The organism is Microbacterium fluminis (assembly GCF_051549805.1).
In the GTDB taxonomy this organism is placed as follows: Bacteria; Actinomycetota; Actinomycetes; order Actinomycetales; family Microbacteriaceae; genus Microbacterium.
The window spans coordinates 1,850,062-1,862,672 of sequence record NZ_CP196042.1 but is presented as its reverse complement, the minus strand read 5'-3'; the positions used below and the strand labels follow the sequence as shown (position 1 = coordinate 1,862,672).

At 67.5% G+C, this 12,611-nt stretch carries 17 protein-coding genes; 10 read left to right on the top strand and 7 right to left on the bottom strand.

Annotated features, from left to right (window positions below):
- Nucleotides 1-11 precede the first annotated feature (11 nt).
- Genes ACSJDX_RS08980 through ACSJDX_RS08970 form a run of 3 tightly spaced genes read right to left on the bottom strand, consistent with a single transcriptional unit; the run spans nt 12 to nt 1,422 of the window.
- Nucleotides 12-308 carry a hypothetical protein gene (locus tag ACSJDX_RS08980; protein ID WP_438352345.1) on the bottom strand — a complete coding sequence of 99 codons (297 nt, stop codon included), beginning with the start codon at nt 306-308 and terminating at the stop codon, nt 12-14.
- A complete protein-coding gene (locus ACSJDX_RS08975; RefSeq protein WP_438352344.1) occupies nt 305-880 on the bottom strand; it encodes a hypothetical protein in 576 nt (191 codons plus the stop codon). Before ACSJDX_RS08975 ends, ACSJDX_RS08980 begins: the two co-directional genes overlap by 4 nt.
- On the bottom strand, nt 877-1,422 hold the full coding sequence (locus ACSJDX_RS08970) for an RNA polymerase sigma factor (RefSeq protein ID WP_438352343.1): 546 nt from the start codon (nt 1,420-1,422) through the stop codon (nt 877-879). The genes ACSJDX_RS08975 and ACSJDX_RS08970 overlap by 4 nt, the downstream gene beginning before the upstream one ends.
- Nucleotides 1,423-1,544: 122 nt before the next feature.
- Here ACSJDX_RS08970 and ACSJDX_RS08965 point away from each other — a divergent pair, with 122 nt between their 5' ends.
- From ACSJDX_RS08965 to ACSJDX_RS08935, 7 genes are all read left to right on the top strand, one after another.
- Nucleotides 1,545-1,958 carry an Asp23/Gls24 family envelope stress response protein gene (locus tag ACSJDX_RS08965; RefSeq protein WP_438352342.1) on the top strand — a complete coding sequence of 138 codons (414 nt, stop codon included), beginning with the start codon at nt 1,545-1,547 and terminating at the stop codon, nt 1,956-1,958.
- Complete coding sequence (locus ACSJDX_RS08960) at nt 1,955-2,143, top strand: hypothetical protein (protein ID WP_438352341.1); 189 nt, start codon at nt 1,955-1,957, stop codon at nt 2,141-2,143. Before ACSJDX_RS08965 ends, ACSJDX_RS08960 begins: the two co-directional genes overlap by 4 nt.
- Nucleotides 2,143-2,526 carry a hypothetical protein gene (locus ACSJDX_RS08955; RefSeq protein ID WP_438352340.1) on the top strand — a complete coding sequence of 128 codons (384 nt, stop codon included), beginning with the start codon at nt 2,143-2,145 and terminating at the stop codon, nt 2,524-2,526. Before ACSJDX_RS08960 ends, ACSJDX_RS08955 begins: the two co-directional genes overlap by 1 nt.
- The gene (locus ACSJDX_RS08950; RefSeq protein ID WP_438352339.1) at nt 2,523-3,086 is read left to right on the top strand and encodes a hypothetical protein; all 564 of its coding nucleotides are present in this window, start codon (nt 2,523-2,525) and stop codon (nt 3,084-3,086) included. Before ACSJDX_RS08955 ends, ACSJDX_RS08950 begins: the two co-directional genes overlap by 4 nt.
- Complete coding sequence (locus ACSJDX_RS08945) at nt 3,083-3,640, top strand: hypothetical protein (RefSeq protein WP_438352338.1); 558 nt, start codon at nt 3,083-3,085, stop codon at nt 3,638-3,640. Before ACSJDX_RS08950 ends, ACSJDX_RS08945 begins: the two co-directional genes overlap by 4 nt.
- Nucleotides 3,641-3,751: 111 nt before the next feature.
- On the top strand, nt 3,752-4,666 hold the full coding sequence (locus ACSJDX_RS08940; RefSeq protein WP_438352337.1) for an oxygenase MpaB family protein: 915 nt from the start codon (nt 3,752-3,754) through the stop codon (nt 4,664-4,666).
- 37 nt (nt 4,667-4,703) lie between these two features.
- The gene (locus ACSJDX_RS08935; RefSeq protein WP_438352336.1) at nt 4,704-5,447 is read left to right on the top strand and encodes a 3-keto-5-aminohexanoate cleavage protein; all 744 of its coding nucleotides are present in this window, start codon (nt 4,704-4,706) and stop codon (nt 5,445-5,447) included.
- Here ACSJDX_RS08935 and ACSJDX_RS08930 read toward each other — a convergent pair.
- Entirely contained in the window at nt 5,428-7,146 is a 1,719-nt protein-coding gene (locus tag ACSJDX_RS08930) for an AMP-binding protein (RefSeq protein ID WP_438352335.1), read from the bottom strand. The two genes, ACSJDX_RS08935 and ACSJDX_RS08930, sit on opposite strands and share 20 nt — an antisense overlap.
- 97 nt (nt 7,147-7,243) lie before the next feature.
- Nucleotides 7,244-7,414, bottom strand: a complete 171-nt coding sequence (locus tag ACSJDX_RS08925; protein WP_438352334.1) for a CsbD family protein — start codon at nt 7,412-7,414, stop codon at nt 7,244-7,246.
- 254 nt (nt 7,415-7,668) lie between these two features.
- Here ACSJDX_RS08925 and ACSJDX_RS08920 point away from each other — a divergent pair, with 254 nt between their 5' ends.
- The 3 genes from ACSJDX_RS08920 to ACSJDX_RS08910 all read left to right on the top strand — a co-directional run bounded on the left by ACSJDX_RS08920 (nt 7,669) and on the right by ACSJDX_RS08910 (nt 9,701).
- Nucleotides 7,669-8,052: a VOC family protein gene (locus ACSJDX_RS08920; protein WP_438352333.1), complete on the top strand. Its 384-nt coding sequence runs from the start codon at nt 7,669-7,671 to the stop codon at nt 8,050-8,052.
- A gap of 327 nt (nt 8,053-8,379) precedes the next feature.
- Complete coding sequence (locus ACSJDX_RS08915; RefSeq protein ID WP_438352332.1) at nt 8,380-8,832, top strand: hypothetical protein; 453 nt, start codon at nt 8,380-8,382, stop codon at nt 8,830-8,832.
- Nucleotides 8,833-9,203: 371 nt separating this feature from the next.
- Entirely contained in the window at nt 9,204-9,701 is a 498-nt protein-coding gene (locus ACSJDX_RS08910) for a hypothetical protein (protein ID WP_438352331.1), read from the top strand.
- Nucleotides 9,702-9,800: 99 nt separating this feature from the next.
- Here ACSJDX_RS08910 and ACSJDX_RS08905 read toward each other — a convergent pair whose 3' ends face one another.
- Both ACSJDX_RS08905 and ACSJDX_RS08900 read right to left on the bottom strand, forming a co-directional pair.
- Complete coding sequence (locus tag ACSJDX_RS08905; RefSeq protein WP_438352330.1) at nt 9,801-9,974, bottom strand: hypothetical protein; 174 nt, start codon at nt 9,972-9,974, stop codon at nt 9,801-9,803.
- A gap of 76 nt (nt 9,975-10,050) precedes the next feature.
- Nucleotides 10,051-12,546, bottom strand: a complete 2,496-nt coding sequence (locus ACSJDX_RS08900) for a DEAD/DEAH box helicase family protein (protein ID WP_438352329.1) — start codon at nt 12,544-12,546, stop codon at nt 10,051-10,053.
- Nucleotides 12,547-12,611: the final 65 nt, after the last annotated feature.

The window sequence follows — 12,611 nt, the reverse complement described above, 5'->3', positions numbered from 1 at the left end:
CGAGCGCGCCGTCAGCCGTGCTCGATCCGGCTCACCCGCACGTGCACCACGGCGGCCGGGCCGAGCTCCGCCCGCACCGCATCGGCCACGGCCTGCGCGATCACCGCGCTCGAACACGCAGCCTCCACACCGACGCTCACCGTCGCCTCGGCGGGGTCGCCGTCACGCACCACGCTGAGCGCGGCATCCGTCTCGGGCGGAAGCACCGACCGCACCAGCCCGACCACCGCCGGAGCGGCGGAGTAGAGCCGCACCACGCCCTCGACGGCCGTGGCCGCCGCATCCACTCGTCGCGCGCTGTCGCTCATGCGTCGCCCTCCTCGGGCTCGTGCACGTCGACGATCGTCACGTCGACGTCGTCGACCGTGAACGGCGCATGCCGCTCGACGCTGGTCGCGATGCGTCCGCGGAGGTCGTCCGCGATGGCGCGCAGCGACCGGGTGGCCGTCATCGTGGCGGTCACCTCGATCCGCGCGTGGCCGGGCTCGGTCTGCTCGATGCGCGAGCGTCCGATCAGCACGCCGTCGACCCCGTCGCCGGCGGTGCGCACCAGCTCACGCAGCGCGCCCTCGGTCACGGCCAGGGTGGTGCCGGAGTCGTCGGACGGGAACGGGATGTCGCGTCCCGCGCGCACCTCCCGCGAGATCGTGTTCAGGATGCCGTCGATCCAGCTCTCGTCGACCGCCGCCGCCTCCTCGGCGATCAGCTCGGCCGAGAGCAGGTGCAGCCGGTCGAGCGAGTCGAGCACCGCCTGGCACTCGGCGCTCCCCTCGATCGCGTCGATGGCCGGGGTGCGCCCGCGCTCGGCGTAGTCGGCCAGGTCGTCGAGCGTGAAGCCCGTGCCGCCGATGCCGTTCGTGTCGTCGTCGTCCACGTTCACCTCCACTCCTCCATGTTCTGCAGCACCGACGCCCGCGCGCGGGCGAGACGCCCCCGCACCGTGGCGACCGGCACCTCGAGCTGGTCGGCGATCTCCTCGTACGAGTGCTCGCCGACCTCCTTCAGCAGCCACACCGCCCGCTGCTCGGGCGTGAGCGCGTCGAGCGCCGCACGCAGCGCGTCGAGCCGCGACGACGCGATCGCCTGCCGCTCGGGCGACGACTCGGGGTCTTCCAGCTCGAGGTCGTCGATGCGGTCCGACGGGCGCCGCGCGCGCAGCCGATCGGTCGCCTTGCGCGAGACGATCGTGGTCAGCCACGCGCGCACGCGCTCCGGCTCGTGCAGCTCGGGGAGCTTGTCCCACACCGTGATGAGCGCCTCCTGCACGCAGTCGTCGGCGTCGGCCATCGACCCGGTGAGCCGCGCGGCGAAAGCCCGCAGGAAGGGGGCGTGCCGGCGCACGAGCACGGCGAACGCGGCGGTGTCGCCGTCGGCGGAGCGCTCGGCCAGCAGAGCGTCGGGCGCGGTCTCGAGGCGGGTCACGCGTGACTCCTCCGCTCCCAGACGACTCCCAGCAAGTGCACCGTGACGAATCCGTCCCCGCGAGCGTCTTCCCTGTGAACACCATAACCGTCGCCTCGAAGGCGTCGACGAAAGGAGAGGACATGGCTCAGACCACTCAGACCGCACCGACCACGAGCGCGGCCGGCGGCAAGACCACGATCGTCGACCCCGTGATCAGCAAGATCGCCGGACTCGCCGCCCGCGACGTGCCCGGCGTGTTCGCTCTCGGCTCGGGAGCGGCGCGCGTGATCGGCACGATCCGCGAGGCGATCGGCACCAAGGACCTCGCACAGGGCGTCAAGGTCGAGGTCGGCGAGACCGAGGTCGCCGCCGACGTCATCATCATCGTCGAGTACCCGCAGCCGCTGCAGGTCGTGGCCGAGGCCGTGCGCGCGGCCGTCACGCAGGCGATCGAGGAGATCGTCGGGATGCTGGTCGCCGAGGTCAACGTGACCGTCGCCGACGTGCACATCCCGGGCGACGACGACGTGGTCGAGGAGGCGCGAGTCCAGTGATCGCGCTCGCCTACGGCACAGGCGTCGGCATGGCGCTCGCGTTCGCCGCCCTCCTGTTCGGCTTCTGGGGCTTCGTCCTGGTCGCCGTGCTGGGAGCCGTCGGAGCCCTGGTCGCCCTCGCGATGACCGGGCGCATCGACCTCCGCGCCGCCGTCAGCGCCGCGCGGGGCCGGCGCGTGGCGTGATGGCCGCGCAGGGAGCGGTTCGGGATGCTGCGCCCGCCGCTGCTCGGGATGCCGAGCAGGATGCGGGGAGCGGTCGGCCCGCCGCGCCCGGCACGGTCGTCATCCGCTCGCGTGCGTTCGAGCACGTGTTCGCCGCCCTGGCGGCGCGCACGCTCGGCGTCGCTCCCGGCGCCGTCGCGGCGCGGATCGGCGACGCACGAGGACTCGTGACCGTCGACATCCGCGCCCCCTACTCGGCCCGCGACCGCAGCGTGGTCGCCACCGCCGCCGAGGTGCAGCGCGTGATCCGCGACGAGGGCGGCGCCCTGAGCGGCGCCCGCGTCGGCGAGGTCACCGTGCGCATCACCGGCGTCGTTCCCACCCCGCGAAGGAGACTCTCATGAACCCGCGACAGCAGCGTTCCGCCGCCCGTCGGCTCACCCATCGGTCGCGCTCGGCGTCGGTCATCGTCGCCCTCGTGGGCGTCGTCGTGGGGGGCGGATGGATCGCCACCGAGGCGGTCGTCGCGGCACTCGGGTACCCGGCTCTGCTTCTGTCGCCCTCCGCGATGGTCGAGATACTGCGCGACCAGCCCGCCGTGACCGGGGCCGTGGCCGTCGCCCTGGCGCTCGTCGGCATCGTGTTGATCGTGCTGGCGCTCTCGCCCGCACGCAAGGCCCGCCACGTGCTCGCCGACGAGCGGTCGGTCGTCGTGATCGACGACGTCGTGCTCGCCGGGGCGCTGTCCCGTGCCGCCGCGTCGGCCGCGCGTGTTCCCGGCGCGCAGGTGCGCACCGCCCTCGGCCGCCGTTCGGCGCAGGTGTCGGTGACTCCGCTGAGCGGCTTCCCGCTCGCCGTCGACGCGATCACGGCAGCCGTCGACGAGACGCTGACCGCCGCACAGCCCTCCCGCCGGGTCGCGGCCCGGGTCGCCATCACACCCCGAGGAACGGTGACCGCATGACCTCCACCAACCGCACGCTCAACCGCGTGATCCTGCTCCTGCTCGGCGTGGTCGCACTCGCCGGCGGTGCCGCCCTGGCGCTGCCGCTGCTCCCTGCGGTGACGGCGTGGATCGGCATCCCGCTCCTCGCGTGGATCCCCCCGCTCCCCGATCTCACCGACCCGACCGTGCTGTGGATCCTCGCCGCGGGCCTCGTCGCCGTTCTCGTTCTCGCCGTAGCGTGGATCGCCACCCGCGGACGCGGTCGCACGAGCCGCGCGATCGACGCCGACGGCATCGTCGTCGACGACACGGCGCTGGCCGGCATCCTGCGTGCCGAGTTGGATGCCTCGCCCGACGTGCTGTCGGTGGCCGCACAGGGCTACCGACGCGCCGGCGGAGCGGTGCTCGTGAACGTGCAGACGCGCAGCCGGGCCAACCTCCTCGTTCTGCTGACGCAGCTGCGGGCCGCCGTCGCCACCGCCGACACGACCCTCGGCGCCGACGTCCCCCTCGTCATCCACGTCACCACGGGCCTGCGCACCGCGATGAGCACCTCCCGCGTCGCGCGCTGACGTCCTGCCGCTGAGGCCTGCCGAAGCGTCGTCCCGACCCCACACGACCCCACCCCTCCCCGTCCGTGGCACGCTGGAACCCATGCCCCGTCCGCTCCCCGCCGCCACCGCATGACCACGCTGCCGCCGCGACCGCGCATGCGCGGTCGCCTGCTCACGGTCCTCTCCGGCGAGCCTGACGGATCGCCCGCGTGGATCCGAGCTCTCGCCGACGGCGACGACACCGGCTGGTTCGACGACGGCGGCGCCGTGTGGACGGTGCACTCCGGCATGGGGACGCTGGTGGCAGGCATCCGGGCGCTCCTTCTCCAGGCGCTGCATCCGGGCGCGCTCGCGGGGGTGCACGACTGGCCGCGCTATCGCACCGATCCGCTCGGGCGCCTCACCGGCACCGTGCGCTGGGTGATCTCGCTCACCTACGGCTCGCGCGCGCAGACCGCGCGCGAGGTGGGTCGCGTGTCGCGGTTCCACGAGAAGGTGCAGGGCACGTACGTCGCGACGGGCGGCGAGGCGCGGACGTATTCCGCCGACGACGCCGACCTCGTCGAGTGGGTGCACCTCGCGTTCACCGACGCGTTTCTCGGTGCGCACGAGCGCTGGGGCGGCCCCATCCCCGGCGGACCCGACGCGTATGTGCGCGAGTGGGCGAAGGCGGGCGAGCTCATGGGCGTCGCCGATCCCCCGCTGACCGAGAGCGAGCTCCGCGGACGCATCGACGCCTTCCGCGACGCCGGGATCCTCCGCCGCGACGAACGCGTCGACGAGGTCGTGCGGTTCCTGCGGCGCGTGCCGTTCACGGGCCCGATGCGCCCGGCCTACGCCGTGCTGTTCCGCGGCGCTGTGGCGAGCATCCCCCGCCCCTACCGCCGGCTGCTCGGGCTGCGCCGCTCGCCGTTCCCGGTGATCACGGGCACGCGCATCATCCTCGCTCTCGCCGCCCGCACCCTCGGTTCGGGACCGCGCGCGCAGGACTTCGCCCGCCGGCGCCTCCGCCGACTCCAGTCCGCATCCGACGCCGCGCGATGAGGGCCCACCGTCCGAGGTGCGTCGTAGCCTTGCAACCGTGATCGATCTGCAGGTGGCACTCAACGGCGACAGCGATCACCCGGCCATGCCGCGCACGGCGGACGAGATCGCCCTGGACGCCGCCGCCTGCGTCGCGGCCGGCGCGACACTGCTGCACCTCCACGCGTTCGACGACGACGGTGCGGAGTCGCTGGCGGCGGGGCCCGTCGGGCGGATGCTGCGTGCCGTGCGCCGCGCCTGCCCGGGTGTGCGTCTCAACGTCACGACGTTCGCCGCGATCGTGCCCGACGCCCGCGAGCGTCTCGCGCTCATCGAGCAGTGGATCGAGCTGCCCGATCTCGTCTCGGCGAACCAGGGCGAGAAGGGCATCGACGACGTCACCGCGTTGCTGGAGAGCCGCGGGGTCGGCGTCGAGGCGTGCCTGCTGAGCATGTCGGATGCCGCGCGGTTCGTCCGAGCGGGAGGATTCGACCGGTACGAGCGACTCGTGATCGAGCCGACCGACGAGAACCCCGACGACGCTCTCGCGGTCGCCGACGAGATGGAGGCGATGGCCGCCGCGGCGGGAGTCGCCCTCCCGCAGCTGCATCACGGCGTCGGCCCCGCGACGTGGCACGTGAGTCGCCGCGCAGTGCGGCGTGGCCACAGCATCCGCACCGGCCTCGAAGACACCTCGGTGCACGAGGACGGATCGCGCGCCGCCTCCAACGCCGACCTGACGGCGTCGGCGGTCGCCCTGATCCACGACGAGGGCGGAACACTCAGCGACCGGACGGCGTGACCCCCGCGTCACGCAGGTGGTCGTCGCGCCACTCCCGGCACTCCTCCTCGCCGCGCGCGACGCGCTCCTCGCGCTGCCGCAGCTCGACTCGGCGGATCTTGCCCGAGATCGTCTTCGGCAGCTCGAAGAACTCGAGGCGCCGCACGCGCTGCCACGGCGCCAGCCGCTCTCGCGCGAACGCGAGGATGTCGTGCGCCGTCTGCTCGTCGGGCGAGAAGCCGGCCGCGAGCACCACGTACGCCTTCGGCACCGACAGCCGCAGCTCGTCGGGCGCGGGTACGATGGCCGCCTCCACGACGGCAGGATGCTCAATGAGTACGCTCTCCAGCTCGAACGGGCTGATCTTGTAGTCCGATGACTTGAAGACGTCGTCTGTGCGTCCGATGTAGGTGAGCGAGCCCGAGGCATCCCTCGCCGCGATGTCGCCGGTGTGGAACACGCCGTTCGCGGTGGACTCGGCGTTGCGCGCGAGGTCGCCGACGTAGCCGGTCATGAGGTTCGTCGGCCGCTGCGCCAGGTCGATGCAGATCTCGCCCTCCTCGGCGAGCGCACCCGTGACCGGGTCGACGAGCACGATCGGGCACCCCGGCAGCGGGCGGCCCATCGCCCCCTCGACGACAGGCGCGCCCGGCGGATTGGCGATCACGGCCGTCATCTCGGTCTGCCCGTAGCCGTCGCGGATCGTGAGGTCCCAGTGCGTGCGCACCTGTCCGATCACCTCGGGGTTGAGGGGCTCGCCGGCCGAGATCACCTCGCGCAGCGCGCCGGGTCCGCCCGACAGGTCGGACTGGATGAGCATGCGCCACACCGTCGGCGGCGCGCAGAACGAGGTGACGCCCTCGGCGCGGATCGTCTCGAGCAGCTTCGGAGCGTCGAACCGCTCGTAGTTGCAGACGAAGATCGTCGCCTCTGCGATCCACGGGGCGAAGAAGCAGCTCCACGCGTGCTTGGCCCAGCCGGGCGAGCTGATCGCGAGGTGCACATCGCCGGGGCGCAGCCCCAGCCAGTACATGGTCGTGAGGTGGCCCACCGGGTACGACGTGTGGGTGTGCTCGACGAGCTTCGGCCGGCTCGTCGTCCCCGACGTGAAGTAGTGCAGCATCGGCTCGTCGGCCCGCGTTCCCGGGTGCGCGGCGGGTGAGGCGGCCCGCTCGAAGGCTGTGTCGTAGGCGTGCCACGTGTCAGGTCCGTCTCCCACGCGGATGCCGACGACGGATGCTGCGACCCCAACGAACTTCGACGCCTGGGCACCCGACGCGATGACGTACGACACGTGGCCGCGCTCGATCCGGTCGGTGAGGTCGTCGCCGCCGACCGCGACGGTGGTGGGGAGGATGATCGCGCCGAGCTTCATGAGCGCGAGCATCGACTCCCACAGCTCGACCTGGTTGCCGAGCATGAGCATGACCGAGTCGCCACGGCGCACCCCGACGCCATACAGCCACTGCGCCACCTGATCGGAGCGGGTGGCCATCTCGTCGAACGTGCGGGTGGTGCGCCGGCCGTCTTCCTCGACGATGACGAGCGCGGGGGAATCGTTGCCGCGGGCGATCACGTCGAACCACTCGATCGCCCAGTTGAATTCGCCCGCGATGTCGGGCCAGGCGAACTCGGCGACGGCGCGTGCGGAGTCCTCGCGCAGGTCGACGAGCTGGTCGCGGGCGGCTCGGAAGCGGTCGGTGGCGGTGGTGCGGGTCATGTGGCTATCTTCCTCGTCCCCGGTCGTTGAGCCTGCCGAAGCGTCGTCAACACACACGAAAGGCGCCCCCGAAGGAGCGCCTCTCGCGTCAGACGGGTTACTTGAAAGCGTCCTTGACGTTCTCGCCCGCCTTCTTCACGGATGCCTTGGTCTGGTCGGCCTGACCTTCGGCCTCCAGACGCTCGTTGCCGGTCACCTTGCCGGCGGCTTCCTTGGCCTTGCCGCCGAGGTCTTCGGCGGCGTTCTTCACCTTGTCATCGAGTCCCATAGTGGATCTCCCTTCTGTCGGCTGTTGAGGGGCGTCCGGGTGAGGAGTCGTTGCCTCGCCGCGGCGCCATGAGTACAGTCAACGCGCATCCCGCGCGCACCGAAGGGGGTTGCGCTTCCCGTCCGCCTGTGTTCAGCGTGGAACGCCCCGTCCGTAGCAAAGGCGAGCGGATGCTGCGCCCACCCTGCCCGCGTGAACTCCCGCCCACACTCGGCCTCTCGCGGATGTCGGGGTCGTGCCCGATGATGGTGCGCATGAGCCGCCACACGCACGCGATCCCCCTGACGATCGACTACATCGAGATCTCTGTCACCGACATGGCCGCCGCCCGCGACTTCTACGGCGCCGCCTTCGGCTGGACGTTCACCGCCTACGGCGACAGCTACTCCGGCATCCGCACCGCCGCCGAGGCCGAGGGCGACGAGGCCGGCGGCCTCGTGCTCGCAGACGAGGTCACGCGCGGCGGCCCGCTCGTGCTGCTCTACGTCGACGACCTCGACGACGCCGTCTCGCGCGTGCAGGCCGCCGGCGGCGCGGTGATCAACGGCCCGTACGACTTCCCCGGCGGCCACCGCTTCCACTTCCTCGACCCGAGCGGCAACGAGCTCGGCGTGTGGGGTCCTATGGCTGCCGCATAGCTATAGCGTCAAGGAGTGCGGCGCGAAGCTGTTCTTGAAGTGCGCAGCGCCCCGGAGGGACTCGAATACGAGTCTGCGGCCGACTTCGGCCACCCCCGCGATGATCCCTCGCGTGCCGCTGCTGCGCGTGTTGGCATCAACGCTAGTTTCGGCTGTGGGTTCAACCTCGTGCTTGGTCCGCCCTCCACTTCGCGCCCGAGTCCGCAGAGCACTCCAACGATGGTGCGGCAAAGAGATACATCCGCGGAGGGATCCCGCGGTGACGGGTTTGTGATAGGAATGCTGGAGAATCCCTGAGGGGATGATCGAGCCTGGCAGGGGGACGGGTTGGCGAACTGGCGAGCGTTGGCACCCTTCTTCAGGGACTGGATCGTCATTGCCCTCGTCCCCGTGTGGCTAACCTTGACGATCACTCTTCTCGTTCGTGGTTCGATCCCCGACGCTGAGCCAGCACTTCCTGTGGCGGCTGCGTTGTTCGCCTACACGCTGGCGTTGGCAGCGGCGTTCCTGGATGACTTCTCATCCGCCACCGGCGCAGCTGGATTTGCCGTTCTGCGCGCGGTGATGATGAGTGTTAAGTGGATCGCCGTCGTAGTCGCGTCCGCTGCGATCGGATTGCTTTGCTTACAGAACCTACTGAGCGATGTTGGCACACTGAGCATGTCGTCGGACACTACCCTTACAGTTGCCATCGCCCTGGCTGCGACCTGCCTCGTCTTGTCCTTGATCGTCACGTTGTTCGGGCAACGCACGGGAGCGCCCGTCTCCGAGCGAAACTAACTATGATTGGGGAATGATGGTGTCAGCCCTCCTTGTATGGGCGTCGTTCGCGCTTCTAGCCGTGGCCGTCGCAGCGCTGATAGGCGCATTCGTCGCGTCCTTCCGCCATCGCAGACGCTCGACGCCAGCAGACGACGTTGCACGAGCGATCCCGGCGATCTCAGCGGATAATGTGGTCTCGAACCGGCATGCTGCCAGCGACTCGCTGCGAGAATCGCTTGCGGCGGCGTACGGGCGAGTGGCCGCAGCTACTCAGCAGTACTCGATGGAAGAGTCTTCATACTTGCAATTGAAGGCCGAGGTTGTCGAAGCGTTCACTCGCCTGGAAATCGAACTCGAGTCGACCGTCGCATACCCGCGACTGAGCAACTTTGAGCCCGAACCTCGAATGGAGGCCCGGGTTGCCTAGGCGCGAGAGAGGCACCGCCGATTCCGAAGCGCTTTCGCCGCAGGCCGAGACGCTAATCAGGTTCGCTATTCAGAATCCGGACCAATTCAAGCTCATCTCCGACGTCGTGGCCTCCCGGTCAATTGACAAATTGAACGGACGTCGAAGCCAAGAGTACGAAAGCGAACTGCTCGAACAGTACCGCGCTCTCACAACTCATGAGTCGTTCGCGCCTGGGGATCTCGTCGTATGGAAGCCGGGACTCAAAAATCGGGTTCGTCCTGCCTATGATGAACCAGCTGTAGTAGTGGAAGTGCTGGATAACCCAGTCCTGAATACCGAGTCAGATCCGAGTTCCGTTTACTTCAGGGAGCCGCTCGATATTCTCATCGGTATCCTCGACGACGAGGAAGAGATACTCGTTTACCACTTTGACTCGCGCCGTTTCACTGTGAAGCGTGATGATCCTAACCCTTCGTAATTCGGATCCATCGTCGACCACTCTCGTCAGCGGTTGAGCCGTGAACCGTCCATGGTTCACTTGACGGGATCCGGAATGTACGGAGTTGGAACACAGGTTTCAGGTCTCCGATGCTGATCGATCTAGAGCCGGGAGGTTCAGCTCGACAACCGACATCCCTAGCAGCCCGGCCACACGGCGCACGGCACTCATCATCGTCAGTTGCGACGGCGGAGTCTCCGCAAGCACCCGCAACGCCCGCTCACGCGTCTCCGGCGAATACTCCCTGTTCATCGAGTTCGATCCTTGCTTGAAGCACGGATCAAAAGTCGGCACGATTCAGCGATCCCATAAGAACTGCCACTGTCGCTCAGCCTCCCGGCATGTGCGCAGACTCCGCCTCGATAACTGTATCGAAGAGGCCCCAGTGCCGCAGCCCCTCGTGTGAGTCGACACCCGCGTAGGACAGAGAGGCGTCCTCGAAGCGGCGGAATGTCTTCACCGCATCGTTCATGTGGGCCGAGTTGAACAGCCCGAGCCCGCGAAGCAGATCGAAGTCCGGAATAGTGAGGCCGGTCACTGCCCTGAAGAGGTCGGGCTCGAGAGCCTTAATGACGTCGATGAGCGCATTCTCGCGGAAGTCTGTCAAATACATAAATGCGGGGATACGCGTGGCGAATTTGATGAGCTTGTCCTGCACCTGCTTGCGAAGGGACTTCTGCTGCTTCTCCGCCTCTGTAAGCTCCTTCTTCTCTTTCGGCTCCAGCTCGCGTTCCTTGGCCTTCTTCTTCAGGTCCTTGATCTTTTCAGATTTGTTGATGATGGTCTCGAAGACGTTGTCGCCCAACGAGCGGAAGCCTTCGATACTCTGAATTGCGCTCATTGCCTCAGGATTGGCCAGCACCTTCCTGAGCGTGTCGTTGTCTACATTAACCAGTAGCGCCGATTCCCACTTTCGAGCGAGCAGGGTCGCGGAAGTGCCCGACTGGGCGATGTCGAGAACGCTACCGGCATCGATGGGCACCATGTTCGAACCGTCGTATGCGAGCACCGGTAAGAAGGCGAGGAGATCAGCGACCGCCTTATCGTCATTGCTCTCATGAGGATTGAGGCCGCGAGCATAGTCCGCCAGCTGTCGAAGGGCGCGGGTCGGTGCGAAATCGAAGACGAAGCATACTGGCTTAACAACCTGAACTGAGCTCGGGTCGTCGCCTTCGGGGTTCGAGATTGCCCAAGGAGACTGGACGCGGAATGCGGCCTGGAAGTACGTTTCCGGGCGTTGCAGGTTTCGCAGCATCAGGATGGAGGACCACTGCGGAACGGTCACGCCGGTAGTCAGCTTGCCGCAGGACAGCGTAATTGACTTCGTACTGAAGCCGTCCTTGATCTTCGCCCGGACCGGCGGTAGGGCAGCCAGTCCGATTCCTGCACCAGGTCCGGCAGCGTTGATGACGCTGTAGTCGCTCCAGAAGCCATTCGCGTTGTGCGTCTCTTTCAGGAGGTTCTCCATCGCGTGGACTGAGGCGACGGTTGGCAGAAACCAGAAAGAGTGGTTCAAGTAGGGCAGAACGTGAGTGTCTGAATAGGGAAAGGGTGGGCGCGTTCCAGCTCGAAGTGCATCTACGCTGGTGGGCTGGTGCTGGCCTCGAATCAGGTTGAGCCAATTTTGAACGTCACTCTTGTGCTTGAAAGCGGCATTAGAGCCAACCCCACTAGCGTGGAAGAACTCATTGAGGTCGAACTCGTCGAACTCGCCTTGCATCGCGACGGTGAGGATGTCCTCAGGCATCCGGTAGGTCATCAGCGCCATCTCGGGAAGGATGGCGTAGGGGTTTGGCTTTTTGGGGTGGTCGACCGGCCATGCAGCTTTGGCTCGCTGCTCATCTGTGTACGTCCAGTTATATAGGTTGTCGTCAACGAATTCGCCCTCCGCGAGTGCCCGAAACGGCGTCCCAGAGAGGTAGAGGAAGGCTCGGGTGGTGATTGGAAGGAAGTCGGCCTCCGCGTTACGAAGTTCGTCAAGTTCCTCGTCCATTGTCTCCAGGTCGACGCTGAACTCCTCCGCCTGCTCGGCCCTCGCCTCAGAAGCGTCCTCGCCTTCAAAAAGTTCCTTCGCGTTCTCCCGCCAAGCACCGAAATGGTACTCGTCGAAGATGACTAGATCCCAGTTGATCGAATGGATCCACTGGTTCTTGGCTTTGATGAGGCCGGTGCCACGCTCTCGGCCGAGGAGGTCCTGGAATGAACCGAAGTAGACTAGTGGCCGATCTCTAGCGGCCCTCGTCGGGTCTGTCAGACGACCATCTTTGGAGGCGTACTGCCACCCATCGAAATCGGCGTGCGTCTCGAGGTCGGTCTGCCAGGCGTCGGCGACCGCGGGCTTGAACGTCACGATGAGGATGCGCTTCGCCGCCATGCGCTTCGCAAGCTGGTAAGAGGTGAAGGACTTCCCGTACCGCATTTTTGCGTTCCAGAGGAAGCGGGGGACCGCGGTCTTGTCCTGCTTCCACTCACGCTCGAAGAAGGCAATTGTCTTCTCGACGGCCGCCTTCTGCTCGTCGCGCATCCCGAACGTAAGGTGGTGTGTTCCCGAGAGCTCACGGTGCTCCCGCAGTTCTGTGATCGCAGTCTGCACATCCTCGACCGTGCATCGCACCCATTCGCGCGCGGCGACACCCGGGCCAAAATCAATGTTTTCGAAGCCCTTGGCTGCCAGGCGTTGCCGCAGGACAGTGTCAGTGATCCGCTCGCCGCTGACGTCGAGGGCCGGTTCGTCGAGCTGGATGACGAACTCCGCCCCTGTCGCGCCGATCTGCTCCCGCACGCGCGTCTTCACATCGCGCGTCGTTTGGCCGACCTTGATCAAGCCGTCATGCTGCGACGATTTCGGGAGTACGTACGCATAGAGTCTCGGCTCACCCGCGGGCTTCT